The organism is Micromonospora sp. C41, from assembly GCF_018070485.1.
In the GTDB taxonomy this organism is placed as follows: Bacteria; Actinomycetota; Actinomycetes; order Mycobacteriales; family Micromonosporaceae; genus Micromonospora; species Micromonospora chalcea.
This window is the reverse complement of sequence record NZ_JAGPXP010000003.1, coordinates 317,204-338,487: the sequence shown is the minus strand read 5'-3', so window position 1 is coordinate 338,487 and position 21,284 is coordinate 317,204. Positions and strand designations below refer to the sequence as shown.

Here is a 21,284-nt window from a genome sequence, read left to right as displayed (position 1 = left end):
GGGCACGATGACCGGCATGATTGGACGACTGCGTTCCACAGTGATCGACTGCCCCGATCCGCACGCGCTCGCCGCCTTCTACGCCGAGCTGCTCGGCCTGCCCCTGGTGGAGGAGGACTCCGACGGCGACGAGTGGGTGGTGCTCGGCGGGCCGCCCGGGCACCAGCCGCGGGTGGCCTTCCAGCGGGCGCCCGGCCTGCGCGCCCCCGACTGGCCCGACCCGGCCCGGCCGCAGCAGTTCCACCTGGACGTGACTGTCGACGACATCGAGGCGGCCGAGAAGGCGGCGCTGGCGCTCGGCGCGCGGCGGCTGCCGGGCGAGGGGGAGGGCTTCCGGGTCTACGCCGACCCGGCCGGCCACCCGTTCTGCCTCTGCTGGGACTGATCTTCCACGGCTTGCGTGGTGGAGGCATGATCGCCACCGTGACCGCCTCCACCGCCACCGGCCGCGTCGCCGGCTCGCTGTTCGGCCTGGCCTACGGCGACGCCCTGGGCAAGCCGACCGAGTTCCTCACCGTCACCGAGATCGTCCGGCGCTACGGCCCGGGCGGTCCGCGCGAGCTGACCGGCGACCCGGCCCTGGTCACCGACGACACGCAGATGGCGCTCGCAGTGGCGTGGGCGCTGCACGAGGCGCCCGCGTACACGGCCGAGGCGGTGGAGCCGCTGCTGCGGCAGCGCTTCGTCGACTGGTCGGTCAGCCCGGAGAACAACCGCGCCCCGGGCATGACCTGCCTGCGGGCCTGCGCCGAGCTGGCCCGGGGCGCCCGCTGGCAGGAGGCCACAGTCGCCGGCTCGAAGGGCTGCGGCGCGAACATGCGCGTCACCCCGGTCGGGCTGCTCGACGTCGACCTCGACACCATGGCCGGGCTGGCCCAGCTCCAGGCCGGGCTCACTCACGGCCACCCGACCGGGCTGGCGGCGAGCGAGCTGACCGCGTACGCGGTCCGGCTGCTGCGCGACGGCGCGGCGCTGCCCGAGCTGCCCGGCCTGCTCACCGAGCGGGCGCGGGAGCAGCGCACCGTCTACCGGGACGACTGGCTCGGTGACCTGTGGCAGCGGCCCGGCGAGAGCAGCGCGGCCGAGTTCGTCGCCCGGGGCTGGGACGACTGCCTGTACGTGCTCGGCCGGCTGGAGGCGGCGCTGGCCCGCCCGGACGACGGCGGCGACCCGTGCCGCCTCACCGGCGAGGGGTGGATCGCCGAGGAGGCGCTCGCCACCGCGCTGCTCTGCGCGGTGCGCCACCGCGACGATCCGGTCGGCGCGCTGGCCCGGGGCGCCACCACGGCCGGTGACTCGGACTCCATCGCCGCGCTGGCCGGCGCGTTCGCCGGTGCCGCGTACGGCATGGCCGCCTGGCCGGCCGGGTGGGCCGACCGGATCGAGTACGCCGGTCAGCTCGCCGCGCTCGCCGACGCGCTCGACGCAGGGGCGTCGCAGCGCTGAGGTCCGGAGGCCGCCGGCGTCAGCCGGTGAGGTGGTTCAGGCGGCGCACGCCCCGCCACAGGTCCGGGTCGCACGTGCCGGCCCGGTCGGCGAACGCGGTGAGCGGCACCGGGATGGGCTCGCTGATGTCCAGGTAGCTGTCGTGGTCGGCGTCCGGGTCCCAGCTCCGGGTCGGGATCGGCAGGTGGTCGTCCCGGTCCGACTTGTCCTGACTGGTGATCTTCAGGACCTCGGCGTCCCCGCCGTCGACCCGCAGCACCAGGCAGGGCCGCACCTTGGAGCCGGTCCCGTCGGCGTAGGGCACGTCCGCCCACCAGATCTCCCCGGGCCGGGGCTCGTCCCGGTCCGTCCGCCCGGCGCCGCGCGGCCGTGGCGGCGCCCCGCCCCGGTTCCCCCGGACGCCGACGCCGGTCCGGCCACCGCGCCCGGAGCCCGGCCGTCGCCCGTCGGCCCGGCCGCGCGCCCCGGCGGAACGGTCGGCCGACCGGCGGCGCCACTCGTTCCAGAGCCAGCCGGCCGCGACGCAGGCCACGATCACCAGCGCCCAGAGAACCCCGTCGCGCATCAGTACCCGCCTTCCGACCGTTCCCGCACAGCGCCGCCGAGGCGATGGTCGCACGCCCGGGGCCGGACCGCGCGGGGGCGTGACGCGCGCCGGTTCGCCCTGCTCGTGCGGGTGGCCGGACTGTTGTCACAGCCGACCGCTACGGTTCTCGGGTAGCGCGAGCACGGGAGGCGACAGCGGTGTCCGAAGGCGGCGGCGTGTCCGAAGAAGCGGTTCCCACTGCGGCCGACGCGGCCCAGGAGGCGGCGGCGGGGGCCGAGCCGACCCCGGCGGCCCGGGAGCGGCACGCCACGCTCAGTCAGGAGCTGACCGAACACCAGTACCGCTACTACGTGCTGGACGCGCCGACGATCACCGACGCGGAGTTCGACGCGCAGCTGCGGGAGCTGGAGGCGCTGGAGGCGGAATACCCGGCGCTGCGCACCCCCGACTCGCCCACCCAGCGCGTCGGCGGCACCTTCTCCACCGACTTCACGCCGGTCGCCCACGCCGAGCGGATGCTCTCGCTCGACAACGCCTTCGCCGACGAGGAGCTGGCCGCCTGGGCCGAGCGGGTCGAGCGCGACGCCGGCGGCCCGGTGCCCTACCTGTGCGAGCTGAAGGTCGACGGGCTGGCCATCAACCTGACCTACTCCAAGGGCCGGCTGGTGCGCGCCGCCACCCGGGGCGACGGCCGCACCGGCGAGGACGTCACCGCGAACGTGCGCAGCATCAAGGGCGTGCCGGCCCGGCTGACCCCGGCCGACGACTTCCCCGACGTGCCGGATCTGATCGAGGTGCGCGGCGAGATCTACTTCCCGGTGGCCGCGTTCGCCGACCTCAACGCGAGCCTGGTCGAGCAGGGCAAGGCGCCGTTCGCCAACCCGCGCAACGCCGCCGCCGGCAGCCTGCGCCAGAAGGACCCGCGGGTCACCGCCTCCCGCCCGCTGCGCCTGGTGGTGCACGGCATCGGCGCCCGCACCGGCTTCCGGCCGGCGGCGCAGTCCGAGTCGTACGCCGCGCTCAAGGCGTGGGGGCTGCCCACCAGCGACCGCTGGCGGGTGGTGGACGACCTCGCCGGCGTCGCTGACTACATCGCCTACTACGGCAAGCACCGGCACGACGTCGAGCACGAGATCGACGGCGTGGTGGTCAAGGTCGATCCGGTCTCCATCCAGGGCCGCCTCGGCTCGACCAGCCGGGCCCCCCGCTGGGCGATCGCCTTCAAATACCCGCCGGAGGAGGTGAACACGAAGCTGCTCGACATCGACGTCAACGTCGGGCGCACCGGCCGGGTCACCCCGTTCGCCGTCCTGGAACCGGTCCGGGTCGCCGGCTCCACGGTCGCGCTGGCCACGCTGCACAACGCCCGCGAGGTCGAGCGCAAGGGCGTGCTCATCGGCGACACGGTGGTGCTGCGCAAGGCCGGCGACGTGATCCCCGAGGTGCTCGGCCCGGTGGTCGAGCTGCGCCCGGCCGACGCCCGTCCGTTCGTCATGCCGACCACCTGCCCGGCCTGCGGCACGCCGCTCGCGCCGGCCAAGGAGAGCGACGTCGACATCCGCTGCCCCAACGGGCGCGCCTGCCCCGGTCAGATCCGCGAACGGGTGTTCTACCTGGCCAGCCGCAAGGTGCTCGACATCGAGGTGCTCGGCGAGAAGGGCGCGGCGGCGCTGCTGGACGCGCAGATCATCACCAACGAGGGCGACCTGTTCCAGCTCGACGCCGAGCAGTTGAGCCGGTCACCGTTCTTCGTCAACAAGGACGGCAGCCTGGGCAGCAACGCGGTCAAGCTGCTCGACAACCTGGCCGAGGCCAAGGAACGCGACCTGTGGCGCGTGCTGGTGGCACTGTCCATCCGGCACGTCGGCCCGACCGCCGCCCAGGCGCTCGCCCGGCACTTCCGGTCGGTCGACGCCATCGAGGCCGCCGGCGAGGAGGAGCTGTCCTCGGTGGACGGCGTCGGCCCGACCATCGCCGCCAGCGTCAAGGAGTGGTTCGCCGTCGACTGGCACCGCGACATCGTGCGCAAGTGGGCCGAGGCGGGCGTACGGATGGCCGAGGAGGCCGCCGACGAGGGGCCACGACCGCTCGACGGCGTCACCGTCGTCGTCACCGGCACGCTCAGCGGGTTCAGCCGGGACCAGGCCGCCGAGGCGATCCAGGTCAGGGGCGGCAAGGTGACCGGCTCGGTCTCCAAGAAGACGGGGTTCGTGGTGGTCGGCGACAACCCGGGTTCCAAGGCCGACAAGGCGGCCACGCTGAAACTGCCGATCCTCGACGAGGACGGCTTCCGGGTGCTGCTGGACTCCGGCCCGGACGCGGCCCGCGAGGTGGCCCGGGTGGAGGACTGACGGGCTGGTCACGGCGATCGTCCGCGGATACCAAGTTAATTACGACTCCGACCGATTCGTGACTGTCGTGTCGGGGAAACCGCCTCGGAGGGCGTTTCATTGGCGTACGGCGCGTGACGGCGCGCGCCACGACGTTGCCCCCGGGAGGTGCGATGGAGACCGGCGACCCGCGTAACTCCGTCCCGCCCGGGCGGAGCGGGCCGTTCTTCGGCTTCGTCGGCGCGGTCGGCGTGGTGGCCGTACTTGTCTCGGCCGGGCCGCTGATCGCGCTCGCCGACCGGTTGACCGAGCTGCCGGCCGCGTTCTGGACCATGGCGGCGCTCGCCGTCGCCTGCGACGCCCGCCCGTTCGTGCCGCCGGGGCGGCGGCAGACCTCGGCCGTGTTCCCGTCGACCTGCTTCACCTTCGCCATCCTGCTCGGCTGGGGCTTCGGCCCGGCGGTGGCGGTCCAGGCGGTGGCCGTCGCGGTGAGCGGCTGGCGGCTCGGGTACGCGCCCTGGCGTACCGGCTTCAACGCCGCGCAGTACGCGTGCGCGCTCGCCGCCGCGTACGCGGTCAGCCGGCTCGGTCCGGGCGAGCTGTTCGGCGACGGCCGGCTGCACTGGACCGACGTGGCGGCGGTGGGCGGCGCGACGCTCGCCTGGTTCGTGGTCAACTACGGGCTGGTCAGCTCGGCCGTGCGGCTGCGGTTCGGCGACCGGTGGTGGCCCAGCGTGCGCAGCGGGCTGGCGTACGAGCTGCTGTCCACCGGTTCGCTGCTGCTGCTCGCGCCGGTGCTGGTGGCCGCCGCCCGGGCCAGCGCGGCGCTGATCCCGCTGGTGCTGGTGCCGCTGTTCGCCGTCTACCGGATGGCCCGGCTGTCCGAGGAACGGGAACAGCTCGCCGACGTGGACCCGCTCACCGGGCTGCCCAACCGCAAGGCGCTGCTCACCGAGGTGGCCGAGCAGGTGCACCTGCACGGCGAGCGGGCCGCCCGGGGCGCGCCGGACGCGCACCTGGCGCTGCTGCTGCTCGACCTCGACCGGTTCAAGCACGTCAACGACGCGCTCGGGCACGCGGTGGGGGACCGTCTGCTGGTCGAGGTGAGCGCCCGGCTGATGGGCGTGGTCGGCGCCGGTGACATGGTGGCGCGACTGGGCGGTGACGAGTTCGCCATAGTCGTACCCCGGCTCACCGACATCGACCAGGCCCGCGAGCGGGCCGACCGGGTGGTCGCCGCGCTCGCCGAGCCGGTGCCGCTGGACGGGTTGCCGCTGGACGTGGGCGGTTCGATCGGCATCGCGCTCTACCCGGACCACGGCGAGGACTTCGCCACGCTGATGCGCCACGCCGACGTGGCCATGTACGACGCGAAGCATCGCAACGACACGGTGGCGGTGTACGCGCCGGAGTCCGACCACAACTCGGCCGAGCGGCTGAGCCTCCTGGCCGACCTGCGCCGGGTGCTGGAGTCGGGCCCGTCCGCGCAGGGCGGGGAGACGGTGGGCGTACGCGGGGGTGACGGCGCGGCACTGACGCCGGCGCTGTCGGCGCCGCGACCGGCCCGGGCCGAGCGGCCGTCGCGCAACCAGCGCCCGGCGCGCGACGACGGCCGGGGCGGCGGACGCTCCGGCGACGGGCCGAACCGGTGGCTGCGGCGTCGTCGGGACCGCGCCGCGGAGCGGCACGACGACGACCTGATCGAGCGGATCCTCACCGGCGCCGACCCGGTCCGCAGCCGGGCCGCGCGCGCCGGAGCGGTGGTGGCGACGCCAGTGGTCGGTGGCGGGGACGCCGACGCGGCGGAGACCGGCACCGGGCGCGACACGGAGGCCGCGCACGAGACCGACACCGGGCACGACGCGCAGGCCGCGGTGAGCACCGGCGCGCCCGGCGTCATCGGGCCGACCGCCGACGGGAGCGCCGAGCCGGAGGACCAGTCCGGGCACCCGGGCGAGATCACCATGTACTACCAGCCGCAGATCGCGATCGCGACCGGCGAGGTGGTCGGCGTCGAGGCGCTGCTGCGGTGGCGGCACCCGCGCCGCGGCATGGTCGACCCGGGCGAGCTGATCCAGGTCGCCGAGCAGAGCGCGGTGATGCGACTGCTCACCCGCCGCGTGGTGGACGACGTGGTGGAGCAGCTGGCCAAGTGGTCGGCGGCCGGGCTCACGCTGCGGGCCGCGCTCAACGTCAGCGTCCGTGACCTGCACACCGGCGAGATCGCCGACCAGATCGCCGACCGGCTGGCCCGGTACGGGGTGCCGCCGCAGCGGCTCCAGGTGGAGATCACCGAGGGCGCGCTGATGGCCGACCCCCGGCGGGTGCTCGCCAGCATCACCCAGTTGCACCGCATCGGCGTCGGCATCGCGCTGGACGACTTCGGCACCGGCTACTCGTCGCTGCAACACCTGCGCCGGCTGCCGCTGTCCGAGGTGAAGGTGGACCGCTCGTTCGTCCTCGGGATGGCCGACGACCCGGACGACGCGGCGATCGTCCGCTCGATGATCGAGCTGGCCGGCGCGCTCGGGCTGCGGGTGGTGGCCGAGGGCGTGGAGGACGAGCGCACCTGGCGGCTGCTGCACGCCGCCGGATGCGACGTGGCGCAGGGCTGGTTCCACGCCCGGCCGATGCCGGCCGAGGACCTGGTGGCCTGGTTGTCGCGCTACCGTCCGGTGCGCCCGGTGGAGGCCGGGAGCCGCAGCGGAGCGGCGCCGGAGGGGGAGGCGAAGGCGTCGTCGTGACGGCGGGACAATAGACTCGCTCCGGTCACCGCGCGTCATCCCGTACGCGCGGCCGGCCCACCGCAGACGTCTCAGGACAGCCACGAAGGGGGCACCCGATGGCCGCCATCTCCCGCGAGGAGGTCGCGCACCTCGCGCGACTGTCGCGGCTCGCCGTCACGGAGGAGGAGTTGGACACCTTCGCCGGCCAGCTGGATGTGATCCTCCAGTCGGTCGCGCAGGTCGGCGAGGTCGCCGCGGCGGACATCCCGCCGACGTCCCACTCGGTGCCGCTGACGAACGTGCTCCGCGAGGACGTCGTACGGCCGGGCCTGACCCCGCAGGAGGCGCTGTCGGGCGCACCCGACGCCGAGGAGCAGCGGTTCCGCGTCCCGCGGATCCTGGACGAGGATGTGGCCTCATGAGCGAGCGCAGCGAGCGAATCATCGGGCCCAGCATGGCTGTCGCTCATGACGGCACGGAGCGAAGCGGAGTGCCGGCATGAGCGACTTGACCAAGCTGAGCGCTGTTGAGATCGCCGGGCTGGTGGCGAGCGGCGAGACCTCCGCCGTCGAGGTCACCCAGGCCCACCTGGACCGCATCGGCGCCGTCGACGACCGGGTGCACGCGTTCCTGCACGTCGACACCGAGGGGGCGCTGGCCGCCGCGCGTGCCGTGGACGAGCGCCGCGCCGCCGGTGACGAACTCGGCCCGCTCGCCGGTGTGCCGGTCGCGGTGAAGGACGTGCTCACCACCAAGGGCGTACCGACCACGGTCGGGTCGAAGATCCTGGAGGGCTGGCGCCCGCCGTACGACTCGACCATCGTCGAGCGGCTGCGCGCCGCCGGCACGGTGATGCTCGGCAAGACGAACATGGACGAGTTCGCCATGGGCTCCTCCACCGAATACTCGGCGTACGGGCCGACCCGTAACCCGTGGGACACCGACCGGATCCCGGGCGGCTCCGGCGGTGGCAGCGCGGCGGCGCTGGCCGCGTACGAGGCGCCGCTGTCGATCGGCTCGGACACCGGCGGCTCGATCCGCCAGCCCGGCGCGGTCACCGGCACCGTCGGCGCGAAGCCCACCTACGGTGGCACCTCCCGCTACGGCCTGGTGGCGTTCTCCTCGTCGCTGGACACGCCCGGCCCGTGCGCGCGTACCGTGCTCGACGCCGCGTTGCTGCACGAGGTGATCGGCGGTCACGACCCGCGCGACTCCACGTCGATCCCGGCCCCGGTGCCGGACGTGGTGGCCGCCGCGCGCCTCGGCGCCACCGGCGACCTGACCGGCGTGAAGCTCGGCATGGTCACCGAGTTCATCGGCGAGGGCGCGGAGCCGGGCGTGATGGCCGCGTTCCGCGACGCGGCCGAGGCGCTGGCGAAGCTGGGCGCGGAGATCGTCGAGGTTTCCTGCCCGCACTTCAAGTACGCGCTGCCGGCCTACTACCTGATCGCGCCGAGCGAGTGCTCCTCCAACCTGGCCCGGTTCGACGGCGTCCGGTTCGGCCTGCGGGTCGGCGACGACGGCAACCGGTCGCTTGAGGAGGTCATGTCGCTGACCCGCGAGGCTGGCTTCGGCCCCGAGGTCAAGCGCCGCATCATGATCGGCACGTATGCGCTCTCCTCGGGCTACTACGACGCCTACTACGGCCAGGCGCAGAAGGTCCGCACGCTGATCACGCGGGACTTCACCAGCGCGTTCGAGCAGGTCGACGCGCTGATCTCGCCGACCACGCCGTTCGTGGCGTTCCCGCTCGGGTCGCGTACCGCCGACCCGTACCAGATGTACCTGGCGGACCTGTTCACCATCCCGACGAACCTGTACGGCGGCCCGGCCATCTCGGTGCCGTGCGGCCTGTCCGACGGGCTCCCGGTGGGCTTCCAGATCATGGCGCCGACCATGGCGGACGACCGGATGTACCGGATCGCCGCCGCGCTGGAGAGCGCCGTCGGCACGCTCACCCCGCCGACGATCTGAACCGGACGGTACGGAGGCGGCCCGCCCGCCTCCGTACCGACACGGTGATCACCGATCAGGGGATTGCCGGGGGTCACTGGCACTGGTCGAATAAACTGCGAGTCTGCTGGATCGACTGGACTGTGGCCCGCTGGCGGACGCGAGCGGTTCCGACCGAGAGCTGGATGTGCGATGGGGACACTTCGCCCGGTCATGGCCCTGACGATGGTCGTCGCGTTGCTGCTGGGCGCCGGGCAGCCGGCCGCCGCGCAACCGGCCACCGTCGCCACCGAGGCCGTCACCATCACCTCGGGCAAACCCCGGTCGGTCATGGTCATCGGGCAGGTCTACGCGATCCACACGGTCGAGGCGACCGGTGGCACCGCGCCGTACCGGCTGTCGGTGACCTCGGGCAGTCTGCCGCCGGGGATGCTCGTGGTGGGTACGTCGCTCGGGGGTTCACCGACCACTGCCGGGACGTACACGTTCACGTTGCGGATGACCGACAAGAACGACCTCTTCGACGAGCAGACGGCGACGATCGAGGTGCGCGAACCCAAGGTCGTCATCACGTCGGGCAAGCCCCGGTCGCCCATGTACCTGGGCCGGGTGTACGCGATCCACACGGTCGAGGCGACCGGCGGCACCGGGCCGTACCGGCTGTCGGTGGTCTCGGGCAGTCTGCCGCCGGGAATGCTCGTGGTGGGTACGTCGCTCGGGGGTTCACCGACCACCGCGGGGACGTACACGTTCACGCTGCGGATGACCGACAAGAACGACCGCTTCGACGAGCAGGACGCCACCATCGTGGTCGCCGAGGCGGCGGCCGCGTTCACCTCCGGCGACCCGCCCGCCGCCACGGTCGGCAAGCGTTACTCCTTCCGGTTCACCGCCGCCGGTGACTCGGACATCGTGTTCTCCCTGGCGGCCGGGGCCCTGCCGGACGGCCTCACCCTCGACGGGGAGGGCAAGCTCAGCGGCACCCCGGGCAGCGCCGGCACGTTCGCCTTCACCGTCGCGGCGAAGGGTTACAGCACCAGCGCCACCAAGCAGGTGTCGCTGACCGTCGCCGCGCGGAACCCGGGCACCCCGACGGCGTCCCCGACCGGCTCGACGCCCGACCCGGCCGACCCGACGGCCACGCCGACCCCTGACGACCCGGCCGCCACACCGTCGGAGAGCAGCACCTCGGCGCCGCTGCCGACGGCCTCGCCGTCGAAGGTGAGCGGCGCGTGGCTGCCGATCACCGGGCCGGGTTCGCCGCTCGTGCTGCTGCTGTTGAGCATCGTGGCCTTCTCCATCGGCGGCATCCTGCTCGTGCTGGCGTACAACCGTCGCCGGACCTTCACCACACCCGAGTGACGCCCGGGCCCCGCGCGGTGATCTCGAAGCCCGGCAGCGGGGTGGCCGGGCCAGCCGATTAGGCTGGAACGGTTCTGTCCGGATCGCGCCTGGAGCTCAGATGACGACGACACTGCCCGCGTACGACGAGGTCGTCGCGCGCTTCGAACCGGTGATCGGCCTGGAGACCCACGTCGAGCTGGGCACGAACACCAAGATGTGGTGCGGCTGCCCGACCGACTTCGGCGGCGAGCCGAACACCCGGGTCTGCCCGGTCTGCCTCGGCCTGCCCGGCTCGCTGCCGGTGGCGAACAAGGCCGCCATCGAGGCGACCATCCGGATCGGGCTGGCGCTCAACTGCTCGATCGCCGAATGGTGCCGGTTCGCCCGGAAGAACTACTTCTACCCGGACATGCCGAAGAACTTCCAGATCAGCCAGTACGACGAGCCGCTGTGCTTCGACGGCTACCTGGACGTCGAGGTCAACGGCGAGCTGGTACGCATCGGCATCGAGCGGGTGCACCTGGAGGAGGACACCGGCAAGACGCTGCACGTCGGCGGCGCCACCGGCCGCATCCACGGCGCCACCGAGTCGCTCGTCGACTACAACCGGGCCGGCATCCCCCTGGTCGAGATCGTCACCAAGCCCATCCCCGGCACCGGCGCGCTCGCGCCCGAGGTCGCCCGCGCCTACGTCGCCGAGCTGCGCGACGTGATCCGCTCGCTCGGCGTCTCCGACGTGCGGATGGAGGAGGGCTCGCTGCGCTGCGACGTCAACACGTCGCTGAACCGGCCGGGCGAGGAGTGGGGCACCCGCACCGAGACCAAGAACGTCAACTCGCTGCGCTCGGTCGAGCGGGCGGTGCGCTCGGAGATGCTGCGCCAGGCGTCCGTGCTGGAGGCGGGTGGCCGGATCACCCAGGAGACCCGGCACTTCCACGAGGACACCGGCGACACCACGTCGGGCCGGTCCAAGGAGACCGCCACCGACTACCGGTACTTCCCGGAGCCGGACCTCGTGCCGCTCGCCCCGGACACCGCGTGGGTGGCCGAGCTGAAGGCCGCCCTGCCGGAGCTGCCGCGGCTGCGCCGCAAGCGGATCCAGCAGGAGTGGGGCCTGTCCGACCTCGACATGCAGTCGGTGGTCAACGCCGGCGCGGTCGAGCTGATCGAGGCGACAGTGGCCGCCGGCACGACCCCCGCGGCGGCCCGGAAGTGGTGGCTGGGTGAGCTGTCCCGCCGCGCCAACGAGACCGGCGTGGAGCTGGCCGACGTGGGCGCCACCCCGGCCCAGGTCGCCGAGCTGCAGGGCCTCGTCGACGCGGGCAAGCTCAACGACAAGCTGGCCCGTACCGTGCTGGAGGGCGTGGTGGCCGGCGAGGGCTCGCCGACCGAGATCATGACCAACCGCAACCTGGAGGTCGTCTCGGACACCGGCGCCCTCACCGCCGCCGTGGACGAGGCGATCGCCGCCAACCCGGACGTCGCCGACAAGATCCGCAGTGGCAAGGTCGCGGCGGCCGGCGCGCTGGTCGGCGCGGTCATGAAGACCACCCGCGGCCAGGCGGACGCGAAGACGGTCCGCGAGCTGATCCTGGCGCGCCTCGGCGCCTGACGTGTTGTAAGGAAGGGCCCCTTCTTAACGCCTGGTGCATGGGAAGGGGCCCTTCCTAACGCCTCACCCCCACTCAGTGGGCGTCAACGGCGACGCCCGGATGGAGTCACCGTGAACCAGCACGACCTCGACGTCCTCGACGAGATCCAGCGCCGGGTGCTCTGGCTCGCCACCCGCATCGTCGACGCGGCCAACCACGACCGCGACACCGGCGACGGGGTGAAGGTCGGCGGCCACCAGGCGTCGAGCGCCTCCCTGGTGACAGCGATGACCGCGCTCTGGTTCCAGCACCTCGACGCCGAGGACCGGGTCGCGGTCAAGCCGCACGCCTCGCCGGTGTTCCACGCCATCCAGTACCTGCTCGGCAACCTCGACAAGTCGTACCTGCCGAAGCTGCGGGCGCGCGGCGGCCTCCAGTCGTACCCGTCGCGGACCAAGGACCCGGACGAGGTGGACTTCTCCACCGGCTCGGTCGGCCTGGGCGCCGCCGCGCCGCTGTTCGCCGCCGTGACCCGCCGCTACGTCGACGCGCACTTCGGCCCGCGCCCGCACTCCCGGTTCGTCGCCATCATCGGCGACGCCGAGCTGGACGAGGGCAACATCTGGGAGGCGGTCGCCGACCCGGCCACCACCGGCCTGGGCAACGTGATGTGGCTCGTCGACTTCAACCGGCAGTCGCTGGACCGGGTCGTCCCCGGCATCCGGATCAACCAGTGGCGCGGCCAGTTCGAGGCGGCCGGCTGGCACGTCGTGGAGGTCAAGTACGGCCGCAAGCTCGCCGAGGCGTACGCCCGGCCGGGTGGCGCGGCGCTGCGCGACTGGATCGACCGGATGCCCAACGAGCAGTACCAGTCGCTGTTCGGGCTGGCCGGCCCGGCGCTGCGCAAGCAGTTCCTGGACGGCGCGCCGGCCGAGGTGGCCGCGTTCGTGGCCGACATCGGCGACGACGAGCTGGGCCCGCTCGTCACCGACCTGGGCGGCCACGACGCGCAGGCGATGCTCGACGCGTACGCCCAGTGCGACGCGGTGGCCGACCGGCCCAGCGTCGTGTTCGCGTACACGGTCAAGGGCTGGGGTCTGCCCATCGCCGGCAACCCGCGCAACCACTCGGCGCTGCTCACCACCGAGCAGGTCGACGCGCTGCGCGCCGCGCAGGGCCTGACCCCGGAGACCGAGTGGGACCGTCTCGACCCGGCGTCCCCGGCCGGCATCCGGGCCGGCGAGCGCCGGGAGGCGCTGTCCCGCGCGCCGCGCGAGCGGGCGCTGGGCGTCACCGTTCCGGAAACCACGCGGGTACGCGCGAACAAGCCGGTCTCCACCCAGGAGGTCTTCGGCCGGGTGCTGGTCGACCTGGCCCGCGATCCGCAGGTGGCGCCCTACCTGGTGACCACCGCGCCGGACGTGGCCACCTCGACCAACCTGGCCGGGTTCATCAACAAGACGGGCGTGTTCGCCCCGACCGAGCAGCGCTCCTGGACCGAGGACCGGATGCTGCGCTGGACCGAGAGCCCCGCCGGGCAGCACATCGAGCTGGGCATCTCGGAGATGAACCTGTTCCTGCTGCTGGGCCAGCTCGGCCTGTCGTGGGACCTGTCCGGCCAGCCGCTGCTGCCGGTGGGCACCGTCTACGACCCGTTCGTGCTGCGCGGTCTCGACGCGTTCCTCTACGGGACGTACTCCGGTTCCCGGTTCGTGGTGGCCGGCACCCCGTCCGGCATCACGCTGGCCCCCGAGGGTGGCGCGCACCAGTCCACCATCACCGCCTCGGTCGGCCTGGAGCTGCCCGGGGTGACGTTCCTGGAGCCCGCGTACGCCGGCAGCCTCGACTGGCTGCTCTGCGACGCGCTCGGGCAGATCGCCGGTGGCGCCGCGCCCGCCGCCACCGCCGCGCCGGCCGAGGACGGGGCGTACTACTTCCGGCTCAGCACCCGGCCGATCGACCAGGCCCCGTTCGAGGCGGCCCGGACCCGGCTCGGGGACGCGGTGCTGCGGCGGCAGGTGGTGGCCGGCGCGTACCGGCTCGTCGACGCGCACCAGGCGTACCCCGATCTGGCTGACGCCCCGGTCGTGCAGCTCGCGGCCTCCGGCGCGGTGCTGCCGGAGGTGCTCGCCGCCGCCGCGGAGCTGGCGGAGGAGGGCGTGGCCGCGCACGTCGTGGACGTGACCAGCCTGGACCGCCTCTACCGGGCGTGGCAGCGGACGCTGCGTCAAGGTGTGCGGACCGCGACGGTGCCGAGCGTGCCGGGCGCGCTGCGGTCGGCTTTCGCCGACCGGGTGCCGGTGGTCACCGTGCACGACGCGGCCTCGCACGCGATGGCCTGGCTCGGCTCGGCGGTCGGCGCCCCGGCGGTGCCGCTCGGCGTGGACGAGTTCGGCCAGTCCGGCAACGTCCGGGAGCTGTACGAGTTGCACGACCTGCTGCCGGGCAGCATCGTCAACGCCGCGCTGGCCGCGATCGCGCTGCGCTGACCGCGCCGGGCTGGTCCGGCTCGACCCGGCGGCGCGGCAGGTCGTGGTGGTCACGGAACGTGACAGATTCGCCCGATTGCTGAGAGTGACCGGCTCCGGCGACCCGGGCGATCGCCTCTCGCCGCCTTTGCTCTGCAGCCACATCCGCAGCATCGCCCTGAGCTGGGGTGCGGCGAAGAGTGCCCGCGGCGCGCGGCCGTCCGTGCGGTCACTCCCGGTGCCTGCCGCGCCGATGGTTGCAGAGCAAAGGCGGCGGCAGGACATGCCAGTGCCGGACGGGTCGGTGACACGCGGTGACCGGGCGTCCGCGCGGCAGGCGGCCGGAGAAGGCCCGGACGGTCAGCGGGTGGGGGTGGCGGTGGGGCTCAGGGTGGTCGTACCCGGCGACGGCGACTCGGAGGGTCCCCGGGTCGGGGTCGGGGTGACCGGCACCTGGTCGCCCTTGGCCGGGTCGCGGATGACGTGCCGCTCCAGGTTGACCTGCGACTGCCCGGTCCCGCCCACGGTGATCTCGTCGTAGGCCTGGAGCAGCTTCTGCTGGTCGAAGTAGAGCACCGTCATGGTCAGCGGCGTCGGCTTCTCGCCCTCCAGGCCGCGCAGCCCGGCCCCGCCGGTCGAGCCCTCCACCATCAGCGTGGTCGGCTGTTTGCCGGGCACCTCCGGCAGCTTCGACACCTGCCGGGCGTGGGTGTGCCCGGAGAGCACCAGCGGGCAGGTGCCGGAGAGCGGGCCGGCCGAGGCGGGATCGTGCACGAGCGCGATGTCGACCTTGCGCGGCGACTTCTCGACCGTCGCGGCGAGCTGTTCACCGGCGCCGATCACCTGGTCGGCGACGGCGGCGGTGAGGCCGCTGCCGGCCGGTGAGGTCTCCTTGTCCGGAGTGAAGCGGGGGTCGCCGATGCCGGCGATGGTCAGCCCGCCCACCGTCGTGATCGAGTTGTTCAGCACAATCGCGTTCGGCTGCTGGGCCACCGCGGCGGCGGTGCGCGGCGAGTCGTGGTTGCCGCGGATGAACACGTACGGCTTCTTGAGCAGGCCGATCGAGCCGACGAAGGACGCCTCCGGCTCGCTGCCCCAGTCGGTCATGTCGCCGGTGTCGATGACCACGTCGATGCCGAACTGCTCGACCACGGTACGGATCAACTGCCAGCCGGTCGGGTTGAGGTGCATGTCCGACACGTGCAGCACCCGGGTGGTGCCGGGCGACGGCTGCACCACCGGCAGCGCGGAGACCGTGGTGTACAGCTTGCTGACGTTGCCGACCAGCCGCTGCAACTGCTCGGCGTACTTGGTGTAGTCGTTGGCGATCCGCCGCGCGTCACCGACGATCGCGGGCGCGTTCACCAGCAGGCCCTCGTACCGTGGCTCCTCGATCGCCTGCGGACGCAGCGTCGTCGCGGCCACTCCGAGGCTGCCGGCGGTGATGACGAGCGCCAGGCCGCCGGCCCAGGCGGTACGGCGCACGTCGCGGAACACAAGCGCGGCCAGGATCAGCGTGGCCAGGACCGCCGAGGCGAGCGTACGCAGCCCGAGCCGCATCACGCCGTCGCGGACGTCCTGCACGGCCGACTGGCTGGCCCGGCTGATGCTGGCCGGGTCGTCGATCAGCGCCTCGGTGCGCCCCTGGTCGAGCGCGCCCACCTCGACGGTCAGGTACGCCGGCCCGTCGTGGCTGTCCAGCAGCAACGCGCCCAGCGGCGGGATGTCGACGGTGGTGCCGCCGCTCAGCGACGGGCTGAGCTTCAGTTCGGCCCGGAACGGGCCGATGTCGGTGCCGACGTGGCCGCCCGCGTACGTGCCGACCACGATGCCGCCGAGCGTGACCGCGAACAGGGCCAGCACGACACCCAGCCGGCGCAGCCGGTGACCCGGCCGCCACGCCGTCCAGCGGCGGGCAGGCCCGCGCCCGGGCGACGTCTCGTCCCCCGCGCGGTGCTCTTCGTTGTCGTGGCCGTCCATGCTGAGATCCTGACCTGCCCCTTGAGCGATCTTGACAAACCTGCCGACCCGGATCAGCTCCGGCCGGCGCCCCCGTCGGCGAAGACCAGCCGCAGGAGGCGGTCGTCCTCGGCGGCGGGCCGGCCCCGCCCGTCCCGGTTCGAGGTGCTCACCCAGAGCGAGCCGTCCGGGGCCACCGCCGCCGCCCGGAGCCGGCCGTACTTGTCGTTGAGCAGGTCGCGCGGCTGACCGAGGACGGTCCCGTTGCCGGCCAGCTCCACCAGCCACAGCCGTTGCCCGCGCAGGCAGGCGGCGACCAGCAGCCGATCCACGGCGGCCAGGCCGGAGCAGGAGGCGTCACCGGTGGGCCACTGCGTGATCGGGTTGACGTAGCGCCTGTCGTCGCTGCGCCCCTCCACCCGGGGCCACCCGTAGTTGCCGCCCTTGTTGATCGGGTTGATCTCGTCCCAGGTGTTCTGCCCGAACTCCACCGCGTACATCTTCTTGTCCGGCGTCCAGGCGAAGCCCTGCACGTTGCGGTGTCCGGTCGACCAGACCGGCGACCCGGCGGTCGGGTTGCCCGGCGCCGGCTTGCCGTCCGGGGTGATCCGCAGGATCTTGCCGCCGAGGCTCTTCGCGTCCTGGGCGTTCTCGGTGCGCCCGGCGTCGCCGGTGCTGGCGTAGAGGAGACCGTCCGGGCCGAAGCCCAGCCCGCCGCCGTTGTGCGTGCCGGCCTTCGGGATGCCGGTCAGGATCGGCGTCGGCGCCTGCCCGAGCCGCATCTTGGCGATCCGGTTGTCGTTCTCGGCGGTGTAGTAGACGAAGATCGTCCGGTCCCGCTCGTACGCCGGCGAGACCGCGATGCCGAGCAGACCGCCCTCGCCGCCGGCGGCCACGTCCGGCACGGTCTGCACCGGCCGCACGGCCAGCCCGTCCGGGCCGGACTCGGGGCCGACCTGCAGGATCCGCCCCTTGTCCCGCTCGGTCACCAGCGCCGCGCCGTCGGGCAGGAACGCGATGCCCCACGGCACCTCCAGACCCTTGGCCAGCACGGTGGCGACCACCTGCTGGCCGGCCCCACCCGGGCTGGCGGTGCTGGACGGGCTCGGCAGGTTGGGCGGCGCGCCGGCCGGGTCCGGCTCGGGCTCGCCGAGGGCGCAACCGGCGCTGCCCAGCAGCAGCGCCGCGCAGGACACCGCCAGCGCCGTGCGGAGCCGGCGGGCACGGGGGTACGGAAGACGCGCTCTCACCCGGCCCAGCCTAGCCGGGCGAAGCGCCGAACCGGGCCGCTCAGCTCAGCCGGCACGCAGGGCGAGCAGGGCCACGTCGTCCTCACGGCGGTGGGCGGCGGCGAGCAGCCGGTCGCAGAGCAGGTCCAGCGGTGCGCCCGGCCCGTCGGCGCGGAGATGGGCGAGCAGGTCGGCCTGTCCCTCGTCGATCGACCGGTCCCGGCGCTCGATCAGCCCGTCGGTGTGCAGCAGCAGCGTGTCGCCGGGGGCGAGGACCAGTGTCCGGCCGGTACGCAGGGGCGCCCGGGCCAGGCCGAGCAGCGGCCCGCGTCCCTCGGCGACCGAGACCGTGCCGTCCGCCCGGACCAGCACCGGTGGGGGATGCCCGGCGTTGCACCAGGAGACCCGCAGCCCGTCCCCGTCCGGGCGGATCCGGGCCAGCACCGCGGTGGCGACGGTGGGCACCCGCAGCCCGCCCATCGCCCGGTCGAGCTGCGCCACCAGCAACTCCACCGGGTCGTCGCGCCCGTACGCGTTGCCGCGCACCAGGTTGCGCAACTGGCCCATGGTGGCCGCCGCCTCGATGTCGTGACCGGCGACGTCACCGATCGCGGCCACCAGCTCGCCGTCGGGCTGGACGAATGCGTCGTACCAGTCACCGCCCACCTCGACCCGGTCCGCGACCGGCAGGTAGCGGGCGGCCAGCTCGATCCCCGGCACCGTCGGCAGGGTGGGCAGCATGCTGTGCTGGAGCACCTCGGCGACGTGGCGCTGCTCACCGTAGAGGCGGCTGTTGCCGACCGCCTGTCCGGCGCGTACCCCGATGTCCTGCGCGGTGCGCAGGTCGCTGTCGTCGAAACCGCGCCGCCCCTGGCGGTTGACGAGGGTGACCGCCCCGATCACCCGGTCCCCGGCGGCGGTGATCGGCACGGTCAGGTGGGAGCCGATGCCGAGCCGGTCGGCGAGCGGCACCAGCTCCGGGCGCGTGGTGCCGCGCGCCACGTCGTCCAGTCCGGCCACGGCCCGCACCGCCGGCCGCCCGGTACGCAGCACCGAACGGATCTGCGACTCCGCGCTGAGGCCGGTCGTCAGCAACTCGGCGAAGCGGGCCAGGTCGGCCCCGCGTTCGGCCTCCCGGTGTACGCCGGTGACGGTGCGCGGGCGGCCCGCCGGGTCGACGAGCGTGATCAGGCACCAGTCGGCGAGCAGCGGCACCATCGCGTGCCCGAGCCGGTCGACGGCAGTGGCCACGTCGAGCGTGCCGCCGAGCATCTCGCTCATCCCGGCCAGCATGGCGAGCCGGTCGTGCGCCTCCTCGGCGCGGCGGCGGGCCTGCTCGGCGCCGCGGACCGCGATGCGCAGCCGCAGCTCCGAGGAGCACGCGGCGGCCAGGTCGGCGAGCGTACGCAACTGCTCGGGGGTCCAGGCCCGGGGCTTGCTGTCGATCGCGCAGAGCGAGCCGAGCACCCGCCCGTCCAGGTCGGTGAGCGGCATTCCGGCGTACGCCACCACGCCCAGGTCCTCGATGGCCAGGTTGAGGCGTACCCGGGGGTAGAGGCGGGCGTCGGGCAGCACCAGCGGCATCTCGATGTCGACGACGTGCTGGCAGAACGAGTGGCTCAGCGGTGTCTGCCGGCGCGCCGCCCAGGGCTCCGGCAGCCCGGTCGCGCCGGGAAAGAACTGCCGGTCGGCGTCGACCAGGGAGACCAGCGCGACCGGCACGTCGAGCAGGTCGCCGACCAGGCGGGCGAACCTGTCGAACGCCTCGTCGGGTACGGCGTCGAGCCGCGTCTCGTCGAGCGCACGCAACCGGTCGGGATCGGTGAGCGCGGCAATCGGCACGGCCACCCGGCCCCGGCCGTCCTCGCTCATCGCCACCGCCCTCAGCAAGCGGAACACCCGACCGGCATCCCGTCCTCGGTTATACCCCGCTGCACTGTCAATCGACCCCGGGCGGGGCGTTCGTCACGGCCCACGCCATGCCGGCCCGGGGCTGCCGATATGGTCGGCGGTCGTGAAGGCATGGATCCCGCACCCCGAAGGCCTCCGGCTGCTCGGCGAGCTGCCGCCCGGCGTCACCGTGGAGCTGCTGGAGGACCCGGAACGGCCCCCGTCGTCCCCGGCCGGGGTGCGGTTCTGGGTGCCGCCGTTCCTGTCCGGCCCGGACGCCGGCGCGTTCCTGGCCCGCCTGCCGGACGTCGAGGTGGTGCAGCTGCTCTCCGCCGGCGCGGACGCCTGGGTGGGGCGCGTCCCGGACGGTGTGACGCTCTGCGACGCCCGGGGCGTGCACGACTCGCCCACCGCCGAGTGGGTGGTGGCCGCGATCCTCGCCTCGCTGCGCGGGTTCGCGCCGCTGGCCCGGGCGCAGGCGCGGCGCGAGTGGGCGTACGACGAGGTCGCGCCGACCGACGAACTTGCCGGTAAGCGCGTGCTGATCGTGGGCGCCGGCTCGATCGGCACGGCGGTGCGTGACCGGCTCGCCCCGTTCGAGGTGAGCTTCACGCTGGTGGCCCGTACGCCGCGCCCGGACCAGGGTGTGCACGGGGTGGACGAGCTGCCCGCCCTGCTGCCGGAGGCGGACGTGGTGGTGCTGCTGGTGCCGCTGACCGACCGGACCCGGGGGCTGGTCGACGAGAAGTTCCTGGCCGCGATGCCGGACGGCGCGTTGCTGGTGAACGCCGCACGGGGGCCGGTGGTCAGCACCCCCGCGTTGCTCGCCGAGCTGGCCTCGGGGCGCCTGCGGGCGGCGGTGGACGTCACCGACCCGGAGCCGCTGCCCGCCGACCATCCCCTGTGGGAGCTGCCGAACCTGCTGCTCACCCCGCACATCGGCGGCTCGGTACGCGGTCTGCTGCCCCGGGCGTACCGCCTGGTGGCCGAGCAGCTGCGCCGGTACGTGGCCGGGGAGGAGCTGACGAACCGGGTGGTCGACGGTTACTGATCGTTCGCCTCACCGGGCAGCTCCTGCCCGGTGACGGCGATCAGGTGGGGCAGCTCGGTGGCGCGTACCGCCGGCAGCATCACCACCTCGCCGTCGTCGAGCCGGGCGAGCGCGCGGCCCCGGGCGTCGCCGGCCAGTTCGGTGACGCGCGTCCACGGCACCCGGCGTTGCCCGGCGATCGCCCGCAGCCGCAGTTCCGAGGCGTCGGCGTCGGTGCCGGCGCGCCACGCCCAGACCGCGACGGTGAGCGGGACGAGCAGCACCCAGAGCAGCCACCAGCGGGCGGAGGCCAGCGGCAGCGCGCCGATGGTGGCGACGATCGCGGCGACCAGGATGGCCTGGTTGTGTCGGAAACGGACGGTATCGGCACGGCTCACCCTCCGATGATCCCACCCGGCCGACTCCCGCCACCCCGCGCCCCGGCAGCCCCGGCAACCCCGTCAACTCCGGAGATCTTGGTACGTCTCCGCCCTCCCGAGGGCGACTGCGTACCAAGATCTGGCGCGGGCGGGTCGTGCGATGGAGATCTTGGAAGGAAACGGTCCTCATGGTGGCCCTTTGCTTCCGAGATCTCGTCGGGAGGCTGGGGTGTGACGGATGTCACTGGTGGGATGACGTCGCCGGGCGCTTCCGGGATCGTTTCTAGGCGTGGCCGCAGCGGTCCCCGCCGATGCGTCCGCCCGCCCCGACCCCGCACGTCGTTACCGCGAACCGCAACCGCACCGCCCCCGTGCCCCCTCACGAAGGCG

At 73.7% G+C, this 21,284-nt stretch carries 15 protein-coding genes; 10 read left to right on the top strand and 5 right to left on the bottom strand.

Annotated features, from left to right (window positions below; genetic code table 11):
- Positions 1–16: 16 nt before the first annotated feature.
- On the top strand, positions 17–385 hold the full coding sequence (locus KBX43_RS05615) for a VOC family protein (protein ID WP_210883563.1): 369 nt from the start codon (positions 17–19) through the stop codon (positions 383–385).
- A gap of 26 nt (positions 386–411) precedes the next feature.
- Complete coding sequence (locus KBX43_RS05610; RefSeq protein ID WP_210883561.1) at positions 412–1,446, top strand: ADP-ribosylglycohydrolase family protein; 1,035 nt, start codon at positions 412–414, stop codon at positions 1,444–1,446.
- Between the two features lie 19 nt (positions 1,447–1,465).
- Here KBX43_RS05610 and KBX43_RS31825 read toward each other — a convergent pair whose 3' ends face one another.
- Entirely contained in the window at positions 1,466–2,011 is a 546-nt protein-coding gene (locus KBX43_RS31825) for a type II toxin-antitoxin system PemK/MazF family toxin (RefSeq protein WP_210883559.1), read from the bottom strand.
- A gap of 179 nt (positions 2,012–2,190) precedes the next feature.
- Between KBX43_RS31825 and ligA the strand changes: the two genes are divergently transcribed.
- The 7 genes from ligA to KBX43_RS05570 all read left to right on the top strand — a co-directional run bounded on the left by ligA (position 2,191) and on the right by KBX43_RS05570 (position 14,427).
- Positions 2,191–4,344, top strand: coding sequence for an NAD-dependent DNA ligase LigA (gene ligA, locus KBX43_RS05600; RefSeq protein ID WP_083296931.1), 2,154 nt, complete (start codon positions 2,191–2,193; stop codon positions 4,342–4,344).
- Positions 4,345–4,496: 152 nt separating this feature from the next.
- Positions 4,497–7,067 carry a bifunctional diguanylate cyclase/phosphodiesterase gene (locus tag KBX43_RS05595; RefSeq protein ID WP_210883557.1) on the top strand — a complete coding sequence of 857 codons (2,571 nt, stop codon included), beginning with the start codon at positions 4,497–4,499 and terminating at the stop codon, positions 7,065–7,067.
- 98 nt (positions 7,068–7,165) lie between these two features.
- Positions 7,166–7,471 carry an Asp-tRNA(Asn)/Glu-tRNA(Gln) amidotransferase subunit GatC gene (gene gatC, locus KBX43_RS05590; RefSeq protein WP_013284468.1) on the top strand — a complete coding sequence of 102 codons (306 nt, stop codon included), beginning with the start codon at positions 7,166–7,168 and terminating at the stop codon, positions 7,469–7,471.
- Positions 7,472–7,547: 76 nt separating this feature from the next.
- The gene (gatA, locus tag KBX43_RS05585) at positions 7,548–9,023 is read left to right on the top strand and encodes an Asp-tRNA(Asn)/Glu-tRNA(Gln) amidotransferase subunit GatA (protein WP_043326045.1); all 1,476 of its coding nucleotides are present in this window, start codon (positions 7,548–7,550) and stop codon (positions 9,021–9,023) included.
- Between the two features lie 192 nt (positions 9,024–9,215).
- Entirely contained in the window at positions 9,216–10,364 is a 1,149-nt protein-coding gene (locus KBX43_RS05580; RefSeq protein WP_247677166.1) for a putative Ig domain-containing protein, read from the top strand.
- A 100-nt stretch (positions 10,365–10,464) separates the two neighbouring features.
- Positions 10,465–11,958, top strand: a complete 1,494-nt coding sequence (gatB, locus tag KBX43_RS05575; protein WP_043326041.1) for an Asp-tRNA(Asn)/Glu-tRNA(Gln) amidotransferase subunit GatB — start codon at positions 10,465–10,467, stop codon at positions 11,956–11,958.
- A gap of 111 nt (positions 11,959–12,069) precedes the next feature.
- Positions 12,070–14,427: a pyruvate dehydrogenase gene (locus KBX43_RS05570; RefSeq protein ID WP_064446984.1), complete on the top strand. Its 2,358-nt coding sequence runs from the start codon at positions 12,070–12,072 to the stop codon at positions 14,425–14,427.
- A gap of 339 nt (positions 14,428–14,766) precedes the next feature.
- Here KBX43_RS05570 and KBX43_RS05565 read toward each other — a convergent pair whose 3' ends face one another.
- The 3 genes from KBX43_RS05565 to KBX43_RS05555 are packed head-to-tail and all read right to left on the bottom strand — an operon-like array spanning position 14,767 to position 19,466.
- Positions 14,767–16,386: a metallophosphoesterase gene (locus KBX43_RS05565; RefSeq protein WP_104113640.1), complete on the bottom strand. Its 1,620-nt coding sequence runs from the start codon at positions 16,384–16,386 to the stop codon at positions 14,767–14,769.
- A gap of 53 nt (positions 16,387–16,439) precedes the next feature.
- Complete coding sequence (locus tag KBX43_RS05560) at positions 16,440–17,615, bottom strand: sorbosone dehydrogenase family protein (protein WP_043326037.1); 1,176 nt, start codon at positions 17,613–17,615, stop codon at positions 16,440–16,442.
- 45 nt (positions 17,616–17,660) lie between these two features.
- Complete coding sequence (locus tag KBX43_RS05555; protein ID WP_210883553.1) at positions 17,661–19,466, bottom strand: SpoIIE family protein phosphatase; 1,806 nt, start codon at positions 19,464–19,466, stop codon at positions 17,661–17,663.
- Between the two features lie 142 nt (positions 19,467–19,608).
- Here KBX43_RS05555 and KBX43_RS05550 point away from each other — a divergent pair, with 142 nt between their 5' ends.
- Positions 19,609–20,535, top strand: a complete 927-nt coding sequence (locus tag KBX43_RS05550; RefSeq protein WP_140946256.1) for a 2-hydroxyacid dehydrogenase — start codon at positions 19,609–19,611, stop codon at positions 20,533–20,535.
- On the opposite strand, the gene KBX43_RS05545 is transcribed toward KBX43_RS05550, so the two are convergent.
- Entirely contained in the window at positions 20,529–20,912 is a 384-nt protein-coding gene (locus KBX43_RS05545) for a PH domain-containing protein (RefSeq protein WP_064446987.1), read from the bottom strand. The two genes, KBX43_RS05550 and KBX43_RS05545, sit on opposite strands and share 7 nt — an antisense overlap.
- Positions 20,913–21,284: the final 372 nt, after the last annotated feature.

Coding starts and splice junctions, on each gene's coding strand:
- KBX43_RS05615 (WP_210883563.1), top strand. CDS start 17: ATGATTGGACGACTGCGTTCCACAGTGATCGACTGCCCCGATCCGCAC.
- KBX43_RS05610 (WP_210883561.1), top strand. CDS start 412: ATGATCGCCACCGTGACCGCCTCCACCGCCACCGGCCGCGTCGCCGGC.
- KBX43_RS31825 (WP_210883559.1), bottom strand. CDS start 2,011: ATGCGCGACGGGGTTCTCTGGGCGCTGGTGATCGTGGCCTGCGTCGCG.
- KBX43_RS05595 (WP_210883557.1), top strand. CDS start 4,497: ATGGAGACCGGCGACCCGCGTAACTCCGTCCCGCCCGGGCGGAGCGGG.
- gatC (WP_013284468.1), top strand. CDS start 7,166: ATGGCCGCCATCTCCCGCGAGGAGGTCGCGCACCTCGCGCGACTGTCG.
- gatA (WP_043326045.1), top strand. CDS start 7,548: ATGAGCGACTTGACCAAGCTGAGCGCTGTTGAGATCGCCGGGCTGGTG.
- KBX43_RS05580 (WP_247677166.1), top strand. CDS start 9,216: ATGGCCCTGACGATGGTCGTCGCGTTGCTGCTGGGCGCCGGGCAGCCG.
- gatB (WP_043326041.1), top strand. CDS start 10,465: ATGACGACGACACTGCCCGCGTACGACGAGGTCGTCGCGCGCTTCGAA.
- KBX43_RS05565 (WP_104113640.1), bottom strand. CDS start 16,386: ATGGACGGCCACGACAACGAAGAGCACCGCGCGGGGGACGAGACGTCG.
- KBX43_RS05555 (WP_210883553.1), bottom strand. CDS start 19,466: ATGAGCGAGGACGGCCGGGGCCGGGTGGCCGTGCCGATTGCCGCGCTC.